At 37.1% G+C, this 22,668-nt stretch carries 17 protein-coding genes and 1 pseudogene; 11 read left to right on the top strand and 7 right to left on the bottom strand.

Annotation, left to right across the window (positions count from 1 at the left end; translation table 11 throughout):
• Nucleotides 1-33 precede the first annotated feature (33 nt).
• The 3 genes from L647_RS0115940 to L647_RS0115930 form a co-directional block, all read right to left on the bottom strand.
• Nucleotides 34-1,992 (bottom strand): LapD/MoxY N-terminal periplasmic domain-containing protein, encoded by a 1,959-nt coding sequence (locus L647_RS0115940; RefSeq protein WP_024611942.1) that lies wholly within the window; start codon nt 1,990-1,992, stop codon nt 34-36.
• Entirely contained in the window at nt 1,992-2,699 is a 708-nt protein-coding gene (locus L647_RS0115935) for a transglutaminase-like cysteine peptidase (protein WP_024611941.1), read from the bottom strand. Before L647_RS0115935 ends, L647_RS0115940 begins: the two co-directional genes overlap by 1 nt.
• Nucleotides 2,700-2,843: 144 nt before the next feature.
• Nucleotides 2,844-3,302, bottom strand: a complete 459-nt coding sequence (locus L647_RS0115930; protein ID WP_024611940.1) for an LPP20 family lipoprotein — start codon at nt 3,300-3,302, stop codon at nt 2,844-2,846.
• A 140-nt stretch (nt 3,303-3,442) separates the two neighbouring features.
• Here L647_RS0115930 and L647_RS0115925 point away from each other — a divergent pair, with 140 nt between their 5' ends.
• Nucleotides 3,443-4,636 carry a flagellar assembly protein FlgT gene (locus tag L647_RS0115925; RefSeq protein ID WP_024611939.1) on the top strand — a complete coding sequence of 398 codons (1,194 nt, stop codon included), beginning with the start codon at nt 3,443-3,445 and terminating at the stop codon, nt 4,634-4,636.
• Here the strand turns inward: L647_RS0115925 and L647_RS0115920 are convergent.
• Nucleotides 4,633-5,532: a LysR substrate-binding domain-containing protein gene (locus L647_RS0115920; RefSeq protein WP_024611938.1), complete on the bottom strand. Its 900-nt coding sequence runs from the start codon at nt 5,530-5,532 to the stop codon at nt 4,633-4,635. The two genes, L647_RS0115925 and L647_RS0115920, sit on opposite strands and share 4 nt — an antisense overlap.
• 112 nt (nt 5,533-5,644) lie before the next feature.
• Here L647_RS0115920 and L647_RS0115915 point away from each other — a divergent pair, with 112 nt between their 5' ends.
• The 4 genes from L647_RS0115915 to L647_RS0115900 all read left to right on the top strand — a co-directional run bounded on the left by L647_RS0115915 (nt 5,645) and on the right by L647_RS0115900 (nt 9,684).
• On the top strand, nt 5,645-6,379 hold the full coding sequence (locus L647_RS0115915; protein ID WP_024611937.1) for a glutathione peroxidase: 735 nt from the start codon (nt 5,645-5,647) through the stop codon (nt 6,377-6,379).
• A 68-nt stretch (nt 6,380-6,447) separates the two neighbouring features.
• Nucleotides 6,448-7,881 carry a dihydrolipoyl dehydrogenase gene (locus tag L647_RS0115910; protein WP_024611936.1) on the top strand — a complete coding sequence of 478 codons (1,434 nt, stop codon included), beginning with the start codon at nt 6,448-6,450 and terminating at the stop codon, nt 7,879-7,881.
• Nucleotides 7,882-8,022: 141 nt separating this feature from the next.
• On the top strand, nt 8,023-8,955 hold the full coding sequence (locus L647_RS0115905) for an exopolyphosphatase (protein ID WP_024611935.1): 933 nt from the start codon (nt 8,023-8,025) through the stop codon (nt 8,953-8,955).
• Nucleotides 8,956-9,090: 135 nt separating this feature from the next.
• Nucleotides 9,091-9,684 (top strand): DUF4303 domain-containing protein, encoded by a 594-nt coding sequence (locus L647_RS0115900; protein WP_024611934.1) that lies wholly within the window; start codon nt 9,091-9,093, stop codon nt 9,682-9,684.
• 94 nt (nt 9,685-9,778) lie between these two features.
• On the opposite strand, the gene L647_RS1000000125035 is transcribed toward L647_RS0115900, so the two are convergent.
• Nucleotides 9,779-10,447 (bottom strand): hypothetical protein, encoded by a 669-nt coding sequence (locus L647_RS1000000125035; protein WP_024611933.1) that lies wholly within the window; start codon nt 10,445-10,447, stop codon nt 9,779-9,781.
• A gap of 304 nt (nt 10,448-10,751) precedes the next feature.
• Here L647_RS1000000125035 and L647_RS0115890 point away from each other — a divergent pair, with 304 nt between their 5' ends.
• On the top strand, nt 10,752-11,756 hold the full coding sequence (locus L647_RS0115890) for a hypothetical protein (RefSeq protein ID WP_024611932.1): 1,005 nt from the start codon (nt 10,752-10,754) through the stop codon (nt 11,754-11,756).
• Between the two features lie 108 nt (nt 11,757-11,864).
• On the opposite strand, the pseudogene L647_RS1000000126500 reads toward L647_RS0115890, so the two are convergent.
• A pseudogene (locus L647_RS1000000126500) lies at nt 11,865-12,306 on the bottom strand (IS30 family transposase); the annotation flags it as partial.
• Between the two features lie 1,286 nt (nt 12,307-13,592).
• Here L647_RS1000000126500 and L647_RS0115875 point away from each other — a divergent pair.
• From L647_RS0115875 to L647_RS0115850, 5 genes are all read left to right on the top strand, one after another.
• On the top strand, nt 13,593-15,275 hold the full coding sequence (locus tag L647_RS0115875; RefSeq protein ID WP_024611929.1) for a chloride channel protein: 1,683 nt from the start codon (nt 13,593-13,595) through the stop codon (nt 15,273-15,275).
• 17 nt (nt 15,276-15,292) lie between these two features.
• Nucleotides 15,293-15,727 (top strand): CopD family protein, encoded by a 435-nt coding sequence (locus tag L647_RS0115870; RefSeq protein WP_024611928.1) that lies wholly within the window; start codon nt 15,293-15,295, stop codon nt 15,725-15,727.
• A gap of 98 nt (nt 15,728-15,825) precedes the next feature.
• On the top strand, nt 15,826-16,842 hold the full coding sequence (locus tag L647_RS0115860) for an aspartate carbamoyltransferase (RefSeq protein WP_024611927.1): 1,017 nt from the start codon (nt 15,826-15,828) through the stop codon (nt 16,840-16,842).
• 34 nt (nt 16,843-16,876) lie between these two features.
• The gene (gene hemL, locus L647_RS0115855) at nt 16,877-18,157 is read left to right on the top strand and encodes a glutamate-1-semialdehyde 2,1-aminomutase (protein ID WP_024611926.1); all 1,281 of its coding nucleotides are present in this window, start codon (nt 16,877-16,879) and stop codon (nt 18,155-18,157) included.
• 170 nt (nt 18,158-18,327) lie between these two features.
• Nucleotides 18,328-20,169, top strand: a complete 1,842-nt coding sequence (locus tag L647_RS0115850) for a methyl-accepting chemotaxis protein (protein ID WP_024611925.1) — start codon at nt 18,328-18,330, stop codon at nt 20,167-20,169.
• A 60-nt stretch (nt 20,170-20,229) separates the two neighbouring features.
• On the opposite strand, the gene mrcB is transcribed toward L647_RS0115850, so the two are convergent.
• On the bottom strand, nt 20,230-22,572 hold the full coding sequence (gene mrcB, locus L647_RS0115845) for a penicillin-binding protein 1B (RefSeq protein WP_024611924.1): 2,343 nt from the start codon (nt 22,570-22,572) through the stop codon (nt 20,230-20,232).
• Nucleotides 22,573-22,668: the final 96 nt, after the last annotated feature.

The following is a 22,668-nucleotide window of genomic DNA, read 5'->3' as shown; positions in this document are numbered from 1 at the left end:
GCTGTAAATATTCAATAGTTAATTAATATACCCTTACGATTCATTAATCACCCCATCAAAACCCAAGTTTATTAACGTATCTAAATCATCTTGGCTTGTAACGCCCTGTGCAACCACTTTAATACCAATTGAATGAGCAAGTGTGCACACACCACGCAAGAAGGTTTGGTTACCCTGGCTATAACTAATATTGTGACCATATATACTGTCTATCTTAATCATTTCCAATCCAAACTCTTGAATATTTTTGATTTTAGTGAATTCAGGCCCTACTCGCTTTAAAGCAACTTTGGAGCCCATACACCTTACTTCTTCGCAAAAGCCTTTAAATATTTCAATTTCGCTAACAGCTATACTTTCACGTATATCAAAACAAATATTTTTTGCTAAATCAGGGAATGCAGACAAGTACGTAAGTACAGCTGCAAGTGCAGCATCATCAAGTAACGTTTGCGACGATAATTCAACAGAAATAAGCTCGTTAGGTGGTTGATCACTGTACTGGGTAATTAACTGCTTTATTAACCCCCAATCAAGCCTAGCTAGTAGCTTTAATCTATTTGCCCATTGATAGTAATAGCTCGCGCGGTACAACTTACCGCCAAGCTCTAAATTTAGAGCAAGCTGATTTTGCATGAGCTGTCCAGAAAAGCTGGTTACTGGATAGGCAATAATTTCTAACGCTTTATTGTCTAATGCTGTTTCAATTGCACTTTGCCAACTTAACGCATCATCAAACAACTCGGTGGTTTTAGGCTTATTACTTACCTTTGCTTGAATACCCGGTTTTTTATTCGCTGACTTTAAAAGTTCATCTACACGCTTTAACACATCAAAACGAGTATCTTCTTTTTCTATAAACGTACAGCTATGAAGTATCGCTAACTCAATGCTCTTATATTCTTGAATAAACGATTCATGCAGCTTTAATATTTGTTCGCTAAGAATCTCAATATCATCTACATCGCTAAATAAAACAGTAAAATCACTGTGTGAAATACGTGCAATATAATTTTCTGATACGTGAGATTCATTAGATTCTAAAAATTGAACTAATACTTGAGAAAAACGACGTAAAAAATTCACCATTTCAACACGACTTATTTTTTCACTTATTTTGTCAAGATTAACAACTCTAAATAAAAATAAAGCACCGTGCGTGTAATCTTTCGATTTTTGTAAATGTGCCTCAAGCGTTGCACCAAAATACTCTCTATTGGCTAGACCAGTAAGTTCATCATGTTGTGATTTAAATCTTAATTCTTCTAAGCGTTTATTATCTTCTTTAATAATACGACTAAAACGAGTAGATAACTGGTTCATCGATTGCACTAAACGTGCAAACTCAAAAGTACGTGGCACAGTCGATTTTATAAACCGTTTTTCACCAAATGCATTTGCTTGATGCACCACGTCATCTAATGGTTTAAGTATCCTTTGTAAAAAGTAAGCACTTACGATACATGCCAGCACGGCAACAATTAAAAAACTAAAAAATAGCTTTAATGCACTTTGCCACAAAGCTTGTTCAGCGTATTGACTATGGCTTTCTACAAATAAAGTTCCAAATTGCTGCCAACCATTATTTACCTGCCCTACCCCAGGCTGTACATTAAGTTGGTAAAGCGTTTTAAACCACAGCGGTGCGGTTAACTTTAGATCGTCAGTAAACGTTCGTTTGACGATCACTTCACCATTGGGGTCTTGTAGCTCTATACGCTTGTAATGACCTGTATCAAACGTAGCCGATACAAGCAATTCAAGTTCAACTGGGTCTTTATCTAACTGGCTTATCATTAACGCGAGCGAACTGGCATTATCAACATTTTTTAAATAAAGTTGAGTAGAAAAATAATCTTTAGCTGAATTAGTACTAATTAAAACACTACTAATAAAGCCAACAAAAATAACAATTAAAAGCGCAATCCATAGCTCTTGTTTTAGCGTTATTTTTCTCTTTTTTAAATACTTAAATAAGGAAAATGATGCCATTACCACATAACCCCTTCTTGCGTTGTTTGCTCCAAAATTTTACGCCAGCGCGATAATCTTGCCGTTGGACTAGCAACACTTTTGGTTGAATTATTTGCCCATAACCCCTGACTGTTAAAACTAAAAACAGGGCTTAAATCTACACGTTTTGCAGCAGGCAGTACTTTTGTAATTAAACTATCTAAAATAAGAGGTTGCGCATTTGGCGTAGCAAAATAACCCAACACCATGTGCGCTTGTGTTTTGTTGCTACCCGCTATTTTTGCTTTAACGTATATAAGTCGTAACTTATCGTCACTCACGCCCAAAGCCCTTAAACTTATGTATTTCGCTATTGCATAATCTTCGCAATCACCCAAGCCCCTACCTAATGTTTCTAACGGTGTTGCCCAGTAATCGTTTTGTTTCCATAATAAAATATCGGTTTGATAACGTAAATTACGTGCAAAAAAATCGTTCACTATTAAGATTTGTTGATTCTCAGGTTTGTTTTGAGACTGCACCAACATGCTTTGCCAGTTACGAGCAACATTGGCGCGTTCTGCCCCGTATTTTTTACTCATTAATTCTATAAATGTATTAAATTGAATATTCAAACGGCTAGCAAAAACACCACTAGAAAGTACGCAAAAAAGCAGTAAATAGCACAAATTAGCTTTGCACCAAAAGATAGGGGAAAGGCAGGGATGGATTGGCTTAAGCGCCATTTAAAAAACCATTTTAAATAATAATGCGGATAAAAAAAATCTATTGAGCACTGCGTTATCTGCTTAAAAATTAATTCTTAACAATAGCATAGCACTCAATATTAAAGGTTGAGATATTTTGAATGAATTTTTTAAATTTCTATTTTAATAATAAGTAACTTTTTTAACTTCACGCGGCTTAATTTCGCTTATGTATAAGTCGTGTACGCGCTTCATATTTAATTCAAGCTCGGTTACATACGTATCATCCACAGCATACGTTTTTATAATTTGCGCGCCTTTAATAATACCCTGCACTTTACTTTGTAAGTAGTCATCTTGTGCAATCGAGCCCGCAACATTTGTGCCTGCGGTAATTTTTTGCCCATAAACTTGCTCAGTTAGTTCTCTGTACGCTTCTAATTTTGAGGCTTTAATAGCCATTAATTGCTTTTGCGAATTGTTAGCGCCATTTTGTAAACTTATAGGTGCATACCCTATTGCTTTTAAAACGGGGTAATTATTTGGTTCTACATAGTTATATTCAACATGTTTATCAAACATGCTGCTACAACCGCTTAAAGTTAAACACCCAAGCGTAATAAGTAACGATATTACTCGCATAGCACATAGCCCTTATATATTAATTATTCAAATATATGCACGTTTAATGCCATTTATAATACAACCAATAACACTTATATAATATTGGTACAGTCCTTGCTCTAACACTTTACTAGCTAACGTTTAATTGGAGTAAGAGTATGAAGTCGTTTTTATCATTGGCATTTGCAGGGTTAAGTGCAACTGCTTTATTAACGTTTTCGGCTTTTACAAAAGCCCAATGGTACGAATCGACTGGTCACGCTCAAATTAAAAGTGGTGATACGAGCGCCGCTAAATCAGCAGCAATAAAAGATGCTATCACGCAAGCTCTTGTGTTTTCTGGCGCACGCGTAAGCTCAGTGCAAACCTTGGTAGATGGCGTGTTGATGCAAGATCAACTTAAAATTAGTAGCCATGGCGAAATACAAAAAATAGAGCTGATCAGCGAGAATCAATATAATGATAAATTTGCCATTACGTTACGCCTCGATATTTTTGCTCAGGCTGAGCAATGTCCGCAAAGTAGCTTTAATAAATTTGTAGCAGTAACACAAAGCCAATTGAATCATCGTGAGCAAGCGATGATGGGTCAAATATTTGACATAAACAAAGCAGTAAGTAAAAAAATATTTACCTCATTACAAAAATCAAAAATGAGTGCAGTCCCTGTTGCCTATTTTAATAACGCTATTAAGGTTGATAAATATTTTACTCAACAGCACGATTATTCAAATACGCAGTTAGAAGAAATATCATCACGTAGCAACGCACAATATGTTTTGCTCAGTCAAATAACTAATTTATCCACCAGCAATAAACTCAATAACGATTATGCTTTTTGGCAAGACGAAACCTATAAGCGAAACTATCAAATAGAATTTACGTTATTTGATGGCACAACTTACGAACAGCTTTGGCAAAATAGCTATCAAAGTCAGGCTATTTGGCCATTTGAAAAAACAAAAATTGTAGATGTAAATAGTAATGCTTTTTGGGAATCACCTTTTGGACAAAGTATTACCGACATTAACCAAACCTTAAGTTACGACTTACAATCGGTTATGGCGTGCCTACCCACTCAGGGTAAAATTATGCATATGGAAAACAGTAAAATAGTTATTAATTTAGGTAAAGCACATGGTTTACAAAAAGGACAACTATTAAGCATTGCCCACCATAATTATTTAACCGATGCCGCAGGCAATGTAATGCCACACAAAATAACCACTCTTAACAGTATTCGTGTAGAGCAGTTGTACCAACAAACAGCAATAGCGGTAAGTATTGATGACAAACCACTACCTGGTGTGCAAATAAACGATGTAGTAGAAATAATCAGCCAAGAACTTTAGATTTTTTCAGTCAATTTAGCTTTTAAATTAGGGTGAGCCGATAACCACTCACCTAATTGCTCAACACCTAATAAGTGTGGGTAATGTTTTCTGCAAGCAAATACAACATTACGTTGCTGGTTAGGAAATATAGGTAAATAATTAACCCCCATACGGTCATTACAAGCCAGTTTTGGTACAAATGTAATACCATCATCCATAGCGACTAATGCAAGTAATGTTTCTAAACTATTCCCCTGATATTGATTAGACACATCGACCCCAGCAGAAAAACAAAACTTTTGGGCTTGATCTTTAAAGCAATGACCATCACTTAACATTAAGAGGCTACAACCTTGTAGGTCACTCAGTGCTACTTTTTTATGTTTAGAAAGAGCATTATCGTTTGATACCGCAACTAAAAAGTCTTCTTTGTATAAATTAACAGTATGGTAATTTTTAAGCTCTGGCACATCAGCCAAAATTGCAAAATCGAGCTGGCCACTATTAAGTGCCTCTAAAATGGTCGCTGTTTGCATTTCAATAAACGAAAACTGACTATCAACAAAAGCGGCTTTCATTGATGTTAACAACGCAGGCAACAAGTAAGGCGCAATGGTAGGAATAATACCAATAGTTAATTTACCTTGCAGAGGTTCGTTAGAGGTTGCCGCAAGCTCTTTGAGTATTTGTGTTTGTTCTAAAATAATTTCTATTTGCGTCAATAAACGAGCACCTTTTGCAGTTAAGGTAACTTGCTTAGTTGAGCGGTCAAATAAAGTAACACCGAGCTCTTGTTCTAGTTTTTTTACTTGACCACTTAATGTAGGCTGGCTAACAAAACATGCATCGGCGGCTTTGCGAAAATGCTTGTATTGCGCTATTGCTTTTACATACTCAAAATCTTTTAAGTTCATGTTCATCCCAACCTGATAGTTTATAGCTATCAGTTTAATACAAACAAACGATTAGAACTATATTTAATTATTCGCCATAATGGCTATCAACAAATCAAGAGGAACAAAAATTATGTTAAAGAATATTGAAGGTCAAACAATCCCAAGCGTTACATTTGCAACTCGTCAAAACGACGAATGGAAATCGGTAACTACAGATGAAGTTTTTAAAGGTAAAACTGTTGTAGTGTTTTCACTACCAGGTGCATTTACACCAACATGTTCATCAACTCATTTACCACGCTACAACGAATTAGCTGGTGTACTTAAGCAAAACGGCGTTGATGAAATAGTATGTTTATCTGTAAACGATACATTTGTTATGAACGCATGGGCAGAACTTCAAGAAGCACAAAATATCACTTTATTACCAGACGGTAACGGCGAATTTACTGACGGCATGGGTATGTTAGTAGATAAAAACGACCTTGGTTTTGGTAAACGTAGCTGGAGATACTCTATGCTTGTTAAAGACGGTGTGATTGAAAAAATGTTCATCGAACCAGATTTACCAGGTGACCCGTTTGAAGTCTCAGACGCAGACACAATGCTAGATTACATTAATCCTAAACAAGCTAAGCCAGAGCCTGTGAGCATTTTCACTAAACCTAGCTGTCCATTTTGTAAAAAAGCAAAAGAGCTACTTACAGAAAAAGGCTTCGCGTTTGAAGAAATTGTAATGGGCACAGGCGCATCACTAACAAGCCTTAAAGCGGTATCTGGTCGTGAAACTGTTCCACAAATATTTATTGGTGGTAAACACATTGGCGGTTCAGACGATTTAGAAAAGTACTTTGCTAATAAGTAAATTAAATATCTAGTTTAAATAGGTAAAAATAGGGGCTTTAAGCCCCTATTTATTAAAGGAAAAACGCTATGAAAGAATTGCAAACCGATGTTGTTGTTATTGGCGCAGGTACTGCTGGTTTAAGTGCTTATCGTAATGCTAAACAGTTCACACAAAACGTATTAATGATCGAATCAGGTCCATACGGCACAACGTGCGCACGTGTAGGTTGTATGCCAAGTAAGTTATTAATTGCCGCAGCAGAAGCAGCACACTCAATTGAAATGGCACCTGCATTTGGTGTACATAGCTCAAAGCCAGTCATTGATGGTAAAGCCGTAATGGCAAGAGTACGCAGTGAGCGAGATCGTTTTGCAGGATTTGTAGTAGAAGCCGTTGATGAATTACCAGACGTAGATAAAATTCGTGGTTACGCTAAGTTTTTAGATGCAAATCGCGTGCAAATAGACGACCACACAATTATTACCGCTAAACGCTTTGTCATTGCAACCGGTTCACGCCCTTCATACCCAGGTGTATTTAATAACTTTGGTGACAAACTTATTATAAACGACGACGTATTTGATTGGGATGACTTACCAGAATCAGTCGCTGTATTTGGCCCTGGTGTTATAGGCTTAGAAATTGGTCAAGCACTTAGCCGATTAGGCGTAAATGTAAAACTATTTGGTGTAGGCGGTGCTATAGGTCCACTTACAGACCCGGTAGTAAGAGATTATGCAAACACTGTTTTTGCTCAAGAATTTTTTGTAGATACCGACTCAAACGTATCTGACATGATGCAAGTTGGCGACAAAGCACAGCTAACTTACACCGACAAACAAGGTGAAAAACACACCGAACAGTTTAACTACGTACTTGCAGCCACAGGCCGAGTACCTAACGTAGATAAACTAGGTCTTGAAAACACGGGTATTGAACTTGACGAACGCGGCGTACCGAATGCTGACCCGCACACAATGCAATGTGGCGAGTCAAATATATTTATAGCGGGCGATGCAAGTAACATGATCCCATTGCTACATGAAGCATCTGATCAAGGCACTATTGCAGGACAAAATGCAGGCCGCTTCCCAGATGTACGTATAGGCTTNGCAGCCGTATTTAGCGACCCACAAATAGCGATGGTAGGCGAAAGCTTTAAACAAATTACCGACCGTTTAGGTCCCTGTGGTTGTTTTGAAGTAGGTGAAGTAAGCTTTGAAAACCAAGGTCGAAGCCGTGTAATGCTTAAAAACAAAGGTCATATGCGTGTATACGCAGAACAAGGCACAGGCTTATTTTTAGGTGCTGAATTTATTGGGCCACAAGCTGAACATATTGCTCACTTACTAGCATGGGCAGTTCAAAATAAAATGACCGTACCTGAAATGCTCGATATGCCATTTTACCACCCAGTAATTGAAGAAGGGTTGCGTACTGCCCTTCGTGACTTAAACGCCAAACTTAAATTTGGTCCAGACATTGTAAACTCATGTATGGAATGTGGTCCAGGCGCATAACCTACTCATCACATACAAACTTGCTAAGTAAAAGCCAAAACATTTGTTTTGGCTTTTTTTATAATTTTTTAAAGCAGGCCTCTCAAAAAATATTTTAGCTGTTACACTTAATTGATAATTAAATTAAATAATGGAATAGCTATGCCCAATAATAAATTTAGACTAGTTACTCGCAGCGATTTTGATGGCTTAGTTTGTGCCGTATTGCTTAAAGACTTAGACCTAATTGACGATATTTTGTTTGTACACCCAAAAGACATGCAAGATGGTAAAATAGACATTACCGAAAATGACATTACTACCAATCTTCCCTACGTTGCAGGCTGCCATATAGCATTTGACCATCATCTTAGCGAAACCGTACGTAACTCAAGCGATATTAAAAACCATATTATTGACCCAGAGGCGCCATCAGCAGCACGCGTAGTTTATGACTATTATGGCGGTGCTGAAAAGCTTCCTAACATTTCTGTTGAAATGATGGATGCTGTAGATAAAGGCGACGCCGCTCAGTTTTCAAAAGACGAAATTCTCAACCCAACTGATTGGGTGTTAATGAACTTTATTATGGATGCGCGCACGGGGCTTGGCCGTTTCCGTGAGTTTAAAATTTCAAACTACCAATTAATGATGAAACTTATTGATGCATGTAAAGATCAAAGCATTGAAAGCATTTTACAAATGGAAGACGTAGCCGAACGTGTTGCTTTATATAACGAGCATAACGAAAAAGCCAAAGAGCAAATTACTCAATGCGCAACGGTCCACAAAAACTTAGTGGTACTTGATTTAACCCAAGAAGAAACTATTTACGCCACAAACCGCTTTGTTATTTATGCCATGTACCCCGACTGCAACATCTCTATTCATAAAATGTGGGGCCTTAAAAAGCAAAACGTAGTGTATGCCGTAGGTAAATCAATTACTAACCGCACATCAAATACTAATGTTGGCGAACTGTGTCTTAAATATAATGGCGGGGGCCACTTAAATGCAGGTACTTGCCAAGTAGAAACCAGCAAAGCCGAAGCCGTACTTAGCGAATTAATTGATACAATTACAAGTGATGGTTAATATAAAATAAGCTTACAATAGCCAGAGTAATAGCTCTGGTTATTACTCATTTATTTTATTTTGGTAGAGTGAGTTTATATCACTCCACCACCCTCTCATATCAATTTCAGTAGTCATAAAAGGAATTACCATTTTATGTTAGATACTAAAAAATTCGAACAAACACTTTATCAAGATACAAAAAAAGCATTTAAAAACATCATACAAAAATATGGTGACGATCTTTATGTAATGGGGTTTTACCACACAGGTAGCTACTCACTACTGCCAATGTTTAATACCTTATCGGATTTAAAAGAAGTATTTGAAGAAGAATACGACAACGATGTAAGCAGTTTTTACATGGCTAAATGGAACCCCGAAGACTACCCAACACTTGAGGATTACTCAGAATACTTTGATGAAACAACTGCGGAATGTCAAAAATTAGAAAGTAGCATCGATTTTTTTCAATCAGATATAGAAGCGATGGATAATTGGCACCAATGGCTTGCAACAATGGAAAAAGTGCTGGTGCAATTAGATGCCGAAGGCATGTTTTCAAACGGTATTGAACGCGAAAAAGTCACTTTAGCAATACTTGCCTATGACGAAGAAGAAAGTATTCAATTTAAAAGAATCAAACGACTTAATCCACCAGCCGTTTTAACACAAATTCAAGCTGACTTTGAAGCTATGATTGCAGAACGTGAAAAATGCGAGCAAGAAGTTTTAAACGCCTTTAGTTAAACAGCACAGCGTTACTAAATAAAAAGGGTTGCTCAACTAAAAAAGCATACTCAACAACTTAGCATCAATAGGTTTATGACTCATAACACAAAAATCAGTCATTAAAATTGGATATCACTTTATATTTAATTGTACTCTTTGATGCCCCAATTACTTCAATTAAAGCGCCTTTATAAACCAGGTTATTACCTTCACCTAAATCCATCGTAAAATCTTCTGAAAACGGTTTATGGGTCATAGACTCGTTAAATTCTCGGTATGTAAAATTAAGAATGCGTCCTATTTTTCCATTATATTCAATGATGTGCTGTAAGGCATCTTTTCTAACCGTTAATGACTTCTCTGGAGAATAAACAAAATCAATTATTGTGTCATCAAAGCAAATCATTAAATCGATACATAACTCATTTTTTTCTGGCTCATACTGCACATAATTTTGGTTACGTAATGGCTCACCAAAACTATTGTTAATACTCACAGCAGAATCATCATTCGATTCAAAAGTAGCCCCTGCACTTTTATAAAATACAGTTCGGTTCGATACACCACCATAATAGGCTTTAAAAGGCTCCACAGTAATCGTCTCGGCGTAAGTTCCCGTTGTTTGAGTGAACAGTTTTGAGCCAATCGTTGTTTCTGAGATTTTATTTAATACAGGAGTAGAAATAGTAATGTATTGAGATTTAGGCGCCTTAGACGCACACCCCGATAACGCAATTGTTAACGCGGCAACTAAAGATATAAGTATCGTCTTGTCTATCACTTTTCTGTCCTTGCATTTTTAGAGCTAATATTTTTAATAAAATGGTGAGCTATCAACCATCCTTTGTAGACCTGTTTATGATAACTTAAAGCTGTAATCAATTCATATTTTATAGGGATTTATCCTTTAATTTTAAACGTTAGAATTAATTCATACCCAAAAATATAAAAACGAGCAAGAATATTACATAGCTAAAGACTGTATTTTATCTACAACGTTTGAAAAATAAAAATAAGTACTTTTCATTTTTAGAATATATACGTTATAAACAACGTAATTAATTATGCCATTTAAGGAGCTTTAAATGTGGTTTGAAAAACTAACCGGTTTTAGTGAGCAATCCCCTACACAAGTCCGTAAAAACTTATCCGTTAAAGGGAATATATTAAAATCGCTAGTAAACCAAAAAGAGTTCTTTTGTGGCTTGCTAGAAACACCAACACTAGAAAAACTACGTAGTCGTGTTAGTCACGTTAGTTGCGACAAAGAGTTAAATACAAAAACATCTCTTCGCGAAATAGTTGCCAATGTTCAAGATTTACATATCGACGAAGCGAACATAGGGGCATTATTTCAAGTTGCCTCACAATTTAATCTGTTAGAAATGGTCTCTCCAAATGTTACACCAGAGCAAGGCATTGATGGCTATGAGTACGACCGAACACAAGGACCCGCTTGTGCAATTGCTGCCGGCGCAGGCACTATTTACCGTAACTACTTTGCAAACGTTAACGGTGAAATTGGTCAAACTTCTAACAATCAAATAGATTGCCTAGCTGAAATGGGTGTTGCACTAGGTAATAAAAGCAACCGCCTTTGGGAAATGAAAAATGGCTATGTTTTAGCATCAGCAGATGGCCTAACAGCAATAAATGCAAAACTAGAATTAGCGACTGAATCAGAACGTGATGAACTAAGAAGTTTATTACGCATAGGCGTACAGTGGAATACCGAAGTAACACTGAATAATTTAAAACAAACAGTAACCCAAGTTTATTGCTCTGCGCTACCTGTAGCATATTCACAAGTACCAGCTCAGTTATGGACTAATTTTGCCAAACTCATTTTAGAAGCAACTTACGAAGCAACTATATGCTCAGCTATTTTAAACTTTCAAAAAACGGGGAATAATAAAGTCTACCTAACCCTTATCGGCGGCGGTGTATTCGGCAATGAGCGAGAGTGGATTATGAGTGCGATTGAACGCTCATTAAAACGATACGAATATGCAGGCCTTGACGTGTTTATCGTAAGTTATGGCTCATCAGATCCATACGTTCAAGAGTTAGTTTGTAAATTCAAAATATAAGTAAATCAAGAAAGCCAAATAGTAAAAATGTATTTACTTAAAACGCTGTGAAGAACTTTAAAATAATTTATTTACACTAAATATAACAGTCGGCTTAGAGCTGAGAGTTCAACCATTCGATGCAACACACTGATTAAATAGTTCCGCAGGTGTTTTGCCGTCTATTTTTTTCAGCGCCTCTCATTAAGCTGTTTGGCAACTTGGTTTAATCTTATCTGAGAATGCTCATTTAAGTTAGTTCCTTTTGGGAAATATTGTCTGAATAGCCTATTTTTATTTTCATTAGAACCTCGTTGTCAAGGTGATTGTGGATCACAGTAATAGGCTTAATGCCTGTAGTTAGTGTGAAATCTTTATGATTAGTAAACTCACCCCCTCTGTCGCAAGTTAATAATTTATAAAGCTCTGCTGGCAACTCTCCAGCTTGTTTTATCAACGCTTCAATTACTTGTTTTTTATTACTAGGTACTTTCGCTAACATTACACATCTAGAGTGTCGTTCAACTAGGGTTACGATAAAGCTGTTTCCTGAGCTCTGGATCAAGTCTCCTAGACTTTCCATAGTTTGCTAGACACCAAATAAGTTACATTGTGACTTCTAATAATAGGTGTTTTATGAGCAAAGGGAATGATGCATAGTGACCAAGGTAGCCAATACGGTAGCACTGACTATCTCGCATTTATGAAAGAACATAAACTTGTGCCATAGATGAGTCGAGCTAGGAACTATTATGATAATGCGATTGCTGAAAGCTTTTTTGCTACGACTAAAAAACGAATCATTAAGCGTAAATATACTCAACACACGAAGATGCGAAAGCTGAGACATTCAATTTTATAGAAGTATTTTACAATCCAAAAAAGCGCCCTTCACATACAGGCGGTGTTTCACCTGCTAAGTTTGAAGAAGCGTATTATTCTGAGTTAAGAACTGCCTAGCCAAGCTAGGAAGTCCATTATATCTATATATTTCTCTGTGAGGTGGCACATTTTTTATAACCCAATCATGAGCTTTGTTCTTAACAAAATTAATAAGTAAAATACTATCGAGTGGATCGCTAATTCCAATGCCAGCCATGTGAAGGTTTAACCTTGCTCGTAATATGGCTTATTAGTTATATCACCCTTTACCAGAAATTATATGATGTGCTTCATGCTTCTTTTGTAGGCTTGGCTCACTCATCTACTGAAAACAGAAACGCGCAAGCGTGTTTGTAGGGTCTTGATTCTCTTCCGATAATTAAAATTGTAAGGCGGTAGAATTTTAGTCCCTGCCATATTTAAGCGCTATTTGTGCAAATAATAACGATTCAATTCTTTTCTCTGTCACCTAAACACAAAATGTTAGGGCATCATATACGGCAGCATTAGTGTATTTAAAATAGTTAAAATTATGTTTTATATATTCTTTACAAAGAGAATAACTCAAAATAGCTTTAGATGGTACTGTTGAAAACATCGCTTTATCTAGGTGCTTTGTAGTAAATATTTTTAGGAAGTGCGAATGCGGAGCGCAAAGTCAACACAGCAAAATCAAAAGGGCTGGCTAGAGTGATGATTATCGGGGGAGGATATTTTTTGGATTATAGTAATTTAAAATATATGAAATAGAAACACTCATTTAAAAGAAGTAGAAAGCCATTCCTTAAGTCAAAATGGTTTTTTTGACTCTGTTCTAACGTTCACTTTATACGGTATAAATTCAGACTCTAACCTATCAGAGTAATTCATAAATATAAATTGTTAATATAAGTTACTAATTTTGCAAAATCGCAAGGACTTAATGATTCGCTTTTGATAAACTGCTCGCTGAAAAATACGGCGAGGAAATAACGCATGTGGCTTGAGCAACTCAGGCGTCGACTGGCAAAACCTAAAACATCTGTACAGTTATGCCTATTAGGCGTAAGTGCCGGATTGATTGCTGCATTTTTTATTATTTTATTTCGTTTAACTATTTTATTTTTTCAAAGCTTATTTTTAGAAACCCCTGACGACTTTACTACACTGCCAACACTCGAACGTGTATTAATGCCGCTCATTGCTGCATTTTTAATAGCTTCTTTTGCCGCCTTTACAGGCTTTAAGCATTACCGCTTAGGTATCCCTTTTGTTATTCACCGAATTAAACGCCATTACGGACAAATGCCTCTTTATAACACTGTAAATCAGTTTGTTGGTGGAGCATTGGCACTCATTAGTGGCTTTTCGGTTGGTAGAGAAGGACCTTCTGTTCACTTAGGTGCAACGGGCGCAAGCCTCTTAGCGAATAAACTTCACTTACCTTATAACGCCATGCGTACCTTAAGTGGTTGCGGTGTTGCAGCAGGAATAGCTGCTTCATTTAACACCCCTCTTGCAGCCGTTATTTTTGTAATGGAAGTGGTACTTAGGGAATATAAAGTACATATATTTGTACCTATTATGCTTGCTGCCGTTACTGGTGCACTTGCCACACAATTTGTTTTTGGTGAAGGCTCTGAGCTAGCACTCATTACTATTGCTCCGCTAAGTGGTTGGCATTATCCATACTTAATATTATGTGGCATGGCATTAGGTGCAATTGCTTACAGTTTTAACCAAAACTTAATGCTTATTATTAAAACATTTAAACCTTTAAGCATGTTCCCTCGTTTATTAATTGCAGGCTGCATTGCCAGTGTAATCGCTTATGCAGTTCCACAAGCTATGGGCTCTGGTATGAGTGCAATTACCATTGCAGTTGAATCACCTGATAACGTAAAGCTACTAACGACTATTTTAATTGCTAAATTACTCGCCACGTTGTTTGCGATTGGTTTAGGTATTCCTGGTGGCTTAATTGGTCCTGTTATCGGGCTAGGTGTATTAGTTGGCACCCTTATGGCGTTTTTCGCACAATATATTAGCCCAGGTACAGATATAGCAGGAACTTACGCTGTTTTAGGTATGGCAGGATTAATGGCTGCTACCTTACATGCGCCACTTGCTGCATTAACTACGGTTATGGAATTAACCTCTTCTCCAGAAATAATAGTGCCAGCAATGATTGTTATAACAACTGCTTATGTAACTGCATTACAAGTTTTTGGTAACCGCTCTATATTTTTGCAGCAACTTGATTTTCAAGACTTACCCTATCATGTATCCCCTGCTACAGAAGCACTGCAAAAAGTGGGGATAATGGATGATATGGATGAGGACTTTAAACTTCTTTACTCAGACGATAAAGAACAAATAAAAAACACGCTTGATGCTATGGATAGCCAAACTCCACTTATTGTATTTGACGAAGAGAATGGTTATAGGCTTGCCGAATATGATTTAAGTTTAATGTCTGATCAAGCAATTAATTTAAACTACATAAACTTGCAAGGAATAAGCAGCCAAGCTACGTTAGCTGATGCATTTGATATTTTAAAAGATAAACGCAGTGGTGCATTGTATGTGTATAACCTTTTAGATGATCAACAAATTATGGGGCTGTTACGCTGGGATCAAATAAACAATATTTTGACTATACGTAATAGCTTACTTTAAACAATGGCGAGAACATTATGAGCGCATTATTAATTTATAAAACTCTGCATATATTTTTTATGATTGCTTGGTTTGCTGGCATTTTTTACCTACCACGATTATTTGTATATCACGCAATGAGTGAAGAGAGATCTTGCAACTCTATGCTTAAAGTAATGGAGCGCAGGCTACTTTACTTTGTCACTCCATTTGCCGTTTTAACAGCCGTTTTTGGTGTATTAACAATTGTTGAATATGGTCGTGATTGGTTTAGATACAGCATGTGGCTACATTATAAACTCGTACTCGTTATTATTTTATACCTATACCACGGCTACTGTTTTAAATTACTCGCTGATTTTAAACACGACAGAAACACTAAAACAGATCGCTTTTACCGTATTTTTAATGAGCTTCCCGTTATTGCATTACTTATTATTGTTGCATTAGCAGTGATAAAACCAAGCTTGTAAATCAGCCCAATGAATACCTTATATTTGCTATAATACGCGCGATTGCGTGCCCCATTTTATGGGTTATCGCGCCCTTTTGAATAAATAGGAATAATCCCATGTTAAGTTTCCAAGGTGAAAATATACTATCAGTAGGTCAACTTGACCGAGATTGTATTGAACGTATTTTTGCAGTCGCTAAAAAAATGGAGCCTTATGCAAAAAAACAAAAGCGTACCAACGTACTTGAAGGCGCAATTTTAGCAAACTTATTTTTTGAACCAAGTACTCGTACACGAGTAAGTTTTGGTACAGCCTTTAATTTACTTGGTGGTTTAGTTCGTGAAACAACAGGCATGCAAAGTTCGGCACTGGCTAAAGGTGAATCGTTATACGATACAGCACGTGTTATTTCAGCCTACGCTGACGCGGTAGCTATGCGCCACCCTGACTCAGGTTCAGTAAGTGAATTTGCTACAGGGTGCACAGTACCGGTTATTAATGGGGGTGACGGTCCAAATGAACATCCAACTCAAGCTTTGCTTGATTTGCTTACAATTGAGCGTGAGTTAAGTCGTTTTGATCAAAATATCGACGGTATGCATATTGCCCTTGTTGGCGATTTAAAATACGGACGTACGGTACATTCACTTTCAAAACTGTTATGCCATTATAAAAATGTAAAATTTTCGATGGTTGCACCCGATGGCTTACAAATGCCCGATTACATTTTAGATGCCGTCGATAATGCGGGTCATAAAATTGAACTAGTAAACAAAATGGAAGGCAATTTAGCGGCCGATATCGTTTACCAAACCCGCATACAAGAAGAACGCTTCCCTTCTCAAGAAGAAGCGAATAAATACCGTGGTGGTTTTAGAATAAGCCAGTCTATTTACAGCGAACATTGTAAAACTAACTCTATTCTTATGCACCCGCTTCCACGCGACAGTCGTATTGAAGCCAATGAGCTTGATAATGACTTAAACGCGAATGACAATTTAGCTATATTTCGCCAAGTACAAAATGGCGTATTAATTCGAATGGCTCTGTTTGCTTTAACTCTCGGTGTAGAAAATAAAGTCGAGAAGTATGAAGTAGACGTGCCTTGGTTTAGCCGTAAACGCGATAGCTAACCCCATTTTTTTGTGACAAACAATAGGATTTTTCATGACAATTAGCCAAGACTTATTTGAACGCGCTCAAGCGTCTATTCCAGGTGGTGTAAATTCGCCAGTACGTGCATTTAACGGCGTAGGTGGCACACCACTTTTTATAACCAAAGCAGAAGGCGCGTTTACATTTGATGCCGATGGTAATCGTTATATTGATTATGTTGGCTCTTGGGGCCCTATGATTATGGGTCACAACCACCCTGCAATTAAAAAAGCAGTGCATGACGCAGTAGAAAATGGCCTTAGCTACGGTGCGCCAACCGAAGCTGAAATTTTAATGGCTGAAAAAGTAAAAGAACTCGTACCATCAATCGAAAAAGTGCGCATGGTAAGCTCAGGCACTGAAGCAACGATGAGTGCAATTCGCTTAGCACGTGGCTTTACTGGTCGCGATAAAATATTAAAGTTTGAAGGTTGTTACCATGGTCATGCCGACTCTTTATTAGTTAAAGCCGGCTCTGGTGCACTAACTATGGGCGTACCTAATTCTCCAGGTATTCCTGAGGACTTTGCTAAACATACACTTACGGTATCGTTTAATAACCTAGATGAAGTAAAAGCTATTTTTGCAAAATATGCAGACGAAATTGCCTGTATTATTGTAGAGCCGGTCGCAGGAAATATGAACTGCATTCCTCCGGTAGCAGGCTTTTTAGAAGGTTTGCGTGATGTATGTGATGAATATAAGTCAGTACTTATTTTTGATGAAGTAATGACGGGTTTTCGTGTTGCACTTGGCGGCGCACAAGCTTATTACAATATTAAACCAGACCTTACGTGTTTAGGTAAAGTAATTGGCGGCGGCATGCCTGTTGGCGCATTTGGTGGTAAAACCGAAATAATGGATTACATTGCTCCTGTAGGACCAGTTTACCAAGCTGGTACACTTTCTGGTAACCCTATTGCAATGGCTGCTGGTTTAAAATCACTTGAACTATTAAGCGAGCCTGGCTTGCACAATAAATTAGAGGCAATTTCGAAGGCTATTTGTGAAGGCTTTGAAGCAGGTGCTAAAAAAGCAGGTATTGCATTAACGACTAATTATGCTGGCGGTATGTATGGATTCTTTTTCACTGATGCTGAAAAAGTAACAACGTACAAGCAAGCAACTGAATGCGACCTAGAGCGCTTCAAACGCTTTTTCCACCTTATGCTTGAAGAAGGTGTTTACCTTGCACCATCGGCATTTGAAGCAGGTTTTGTATGTGCTGCACACACTGAGCAAGAAGTTAACGATACAATTGCAGCAGCTGAGCGTTCTTTCGCTAAACTATAAAAAATCTAACTTTACGTTTATTAAATTCTTGTTTTAATAAACATAATTAAGACTAAAGATTGAAAAAAGCCCTTCTGGGCTTTTTTTATTTGTAAAGTAATATAAATGAATAATAATTAAGTAAAATCAGGTCTATTTATTATTACAATTATAAAAATAAAGAGAGTCTTATGTCAGGATTAAGAGATTTTACTGCCCCTGCAATTAAGCTAATGGCAAACTTAAAATACAAAACAAAAATAAGCCTCATGTTTGGCATATTGCTACTCCCTCTTGCTCTGAGTTTATTTTTTTTAGTGTCACTACTAGGTGACAGCATTAACGTTTCAAAAATGCAGCAACAAGGCTTAAAAGGTTACAAAGCTATATTTAACAATCAAATGCAGGGAATAAACGGTCAAAACATTAAAGTAGCTCGTACATTAGGATTCACAATAAAAGATAATCAGGCAGACGATATACTCGAGCTTATTTCTATTCAATCAAACTTAGCACTCGATAGTCAACTTGCCAGCGCTTATGTTAACCGCGCGCTCGTCACACCAATTCCAGCATTAATGATGCAAATAAATTTAACGACTGAAAGTGCAAACACGGTAATTACCAATAACCGATTTACACCGGATACATTTATCGCACTCTCAAATTTAAGTAAATCACTACCATTATATGAAGAGCAATTAAGTAACACTTTAAATGTAGCAATAACAGCAGAAAAATCCGTTCATAAAGAACTTAACCCTCTTTTAAAGCAATTACAAAATGCGGTATATACCTTTAAAAATGCTATAGATAAAAAACTACTTGAACCCGACAACATAGAATTAAATAAAAATGAATTTACACAACTAACTGAAAACGTAAATAATAATATAAGCCTTCTAATTAATAAAAGTATTCCAACTTTAGAAACCTTAGTAAAAAACAAATTACAAACTCAACAATGGACTCGTAACATTGTCTTAATAGCCTCAGTACTTAGTTTAACCTTTGCTTTTTACTTAATGGTCGGTTTTTACTTTGCCGTAGTTGATACAATTATTCGGTTTTCAGAAGCGGCTAATAAAGCTGCCAACGGTGATTTAAAAGCAACGCTTCACTCAAGTGGTAATGATGAAATGAGCATTATTGCATTGCAATATAACGCTTTGCTTAACGCTTTTTCTGATCTGCTATCTGATGTAAAGGCAAGTACAGTAGAGCTTTGTGATGCAACTAAGTCACTATCACACGCAAGCAGTCAAACGAGTGATGATGTTACTAAACAACAAGCGCTTGTAAATGCTATCCATAATTCATTAAGTGATATGGCACAAAGTGCACACGCAGTGGAAGAATCGGCTCATCAAGCGACCATAACGGCTCAAGATGCTGCTATACATGTTAAACAAGGATCAGACAATACGATGGAGCTTGCTAAGTATATGCAAGATCTACAAATTGAATTTGCTGAAAGCCAACAAGCTCTTGATAAACTAGCCCAAGATAGCCAAGAAATCAGCAAAGTAAGTAAAGGTATTAGCGAAATTGCCGATCAAACAAATTTACTCGCACTTAATGCAGCCATTGAAGCAGCTAGAGCCGGTGAGCATGGTAGAGGTTTTGCCGTTGTTGCTGATGAAGTAAGAACGCTTGCTCAGCGTACTCAAATTCAAACTCAAGAAATTCACCAAATTATTAGCTCTTTACAGCAAGCGTCTGACGATACGCAACAAAAAATGCGTTCTAGCGTTAGCAAAATGGAGCAATCTGTAAAAGCCGCAACAGAAACAAATACCGTATTACAAAGCGCTGAACTTAGTATGGGTGATATAAAACATCAAGGTGAAGTAATTGCGGAACGTGTTAAGCAACAGTCTAATGCAACAACACATGCACTAAGTAATTCGAAGGAAGTAAGTGCATTAGCAGATCATACACTCGTCTCTGCTCAATCAACGTTACAAGATGCGCAGCAACTTTCTCGCTTATCGAGTGATTTGACAAGATCAATGAGCTTTTTTAAGTCGTAAAACTAGCAACAGTTAAACAAGAAAGCCGCTAAAAAGCAGCTTTCTTGTTTAACTTAGTTATTACCTTATACACTGTGGTCTTGGCTCGAACTCGCTTGCTCTAAGTGGCAATTGAATTACCTTACCGCATCCAGGCGGAGCTTGTTTACCCGTTTCTTCATTAACAAAAGCCCAGCGAATAGAAGGTGGTCGAGTATCAGCTATAGATTGCGGGTTAAGTGGCTTTAAATAACGAATATATGCTTCAAGCGCCCCTACACTCCCTGTTAGTCCCGTACTTTTGTTGTCATCTCGTCCTAACCAAGCCACAGTTACCGTATTTTGATCAAACCCTGCAAACCAGCTATCACGTAAATCATTACTAGTACCTGTTTTTCCAGCGAGCTGAATTGACGGAAAGTGTAAATTTAAACGCTTAGCAGTGCCGTCTTTCGTTACACGTTTCATGGCATATTTAGTCATGTAAACAGCACCTTTATCAAAACGTGGTTCTGACTTTACAGTATGTTTATAAAGAACTTTACCCACTGAGTCGGTTAATGCTGAGATAGCTGTAAGCTCTCTGTATTCACCGTCAGCAGCGATAGTGGTATATAACTGTGCAACTTCGTAACTCGACATTTCTAGAGCACCTAAAAGCAGCGAAGGATATTCATTTATCGCGCCTTTAGCACCTAAACCTTTTAATGTATTTGCTACTTGATCTACACCTACATCAAGCCCTAAATTTACTGCAGGAATGTTTATGCTACGGCTAAATGCTTTATAAAGCGGGATAGCACCTCGATACTGATGATCAAAGTTTTCTGGCTCCCATACTTTTCCTTCTTCATTCGTTACTTGTAATGGCGAGTCATCTAGTAACGTCGCTAAGTTATAATGAGGAAGTTGTAAAGCAGTTAAATATACTGAAGGCTTAACTAAAGAACCTATATTACGTTTTGTATCTAAAACGCGATTAAAACCAGAGTAACGAACATCACGCCCTGCGACTAATGCCGATACACCGCCTTTTTCTACATTAACAGAGATCATTGCCGCTTCTAGCTTTTCGGTTTTAGGTCTATTTTCTAAATACGGCAAGCTTTTTTCAATCGACTCTTCCATCGCCGTTTGTTTTTGCAAATCAAAATAAGTAAATACTCTTACACCTGCATCAAGTGTTTGCTGATCAGGTAACAACTTATTTAGCTCACGGTTTACTAATTCTAAATAACCTGGGTAAGATTTTTGTAAACTTGCTTTCATTGGTGCAATATCAATAGGTCTATTTAACGATGCTCTATATTCTTTTGTATTTAATAGTTTATTTTCAACCATTAAACGAAGTACCAAGTCACGACGCTCCATAGTACGTTCTTTATAACGACGAGGATTGTAGTAAGACGGTCCTTTAACCATAGCCACCAGCAATGCTATTTGGTCGTATTCAAGCTCATCTATAGGCTTTGAAAAATAAAAATCAGAAGCTAAGCCCATACCATGTACGCCTTGGTTATAAGACTGACCTAGGTAGACTTCATTTAAGTAAGCTTCTAAAATTTGATCTTTTGAATAACGATAATCCAAAATAAGCGCTATAAAAGCCTCATTTACTTTTCGTAAAAGTGATCGCTCGCGCGTTAAATAAATATTTTTAGCTAATTGTTGTGTAAGTGTACTACCACCTTGAACGGTGCGCCCTGCACGTATATTGCTATAAAGTGCACGTAAAATAGAAAATACTGACACCCCATGGTGCTCATAAAAATTACGATCTTCTACAACAAGTAACGTATCTTTTAACATTGCAGGAAACTTATCAAGCGGCAAAAACTCTCTATCTTGTTTTGAGTCGTTACCAATTCGCGCTATTTGTACTGGCTCTAATCTGGCGTTATTTAAGCGTCTACCAAATTTATCTTTTATGGTTGCTACTTTTTGTCCTGCAAAACGAAGTTCAATAACATGAGACTCCTCAAGCCCATCATAAAATTCAAAGTCACGACGATAAATTTTGATGCTATCAGCCGATTTTACAAATTGCCCTGTACGGCTTAGCTTATTTACCGACGTGTAATTTAATCGCTCAAGTTCCCATATTACTTCTTGGCTTGATAAAAACTGTCCTGGGTAAAACTCCATAGAACGCGCATAAACTTGTGCAGGTAATTGCCACTTATTGCCTTCAAATTGACGAGTTATTTTTGAGTCTAAATAAATGAAGTACATCGCCATCGCTATAATTACAGCTAAGCTAAACTTCCAAAACACAGACCATGTTTTTCTAAAAAACGAGCGTTTAGCAACAACAGCAGTTGTTTTTTTAGCTTTTTTAGAAGCACCCTTTTGTGGCGTACTCGATGATTTACTCGCACGTTTAGTTGGAGACTTACTGGTAGGTGTTTTTTTATTATCAGCCATTTAAGTGTAATTTATTCCAAAGGTTATTTGCAAAGTGGATCTTAGCATATAGCCCATAACCCTAACACCTCAAAAGTTAACCTTCCCTGAAACCAA

The sequence above is a fragment of the Pseudoalteromonas sp. TB64 genome, assembly GCF_000498095.1.
Classification (GTDB): domain Bacteria; phylum Pseudomonadota; class Gammaproteobacteria; order Enterobacterales; family Alteromonadaceae; genus Pseudoalteromonas.
This window is presented reverse-complemented; position numbering and strand designations above follow the sequence as displayed.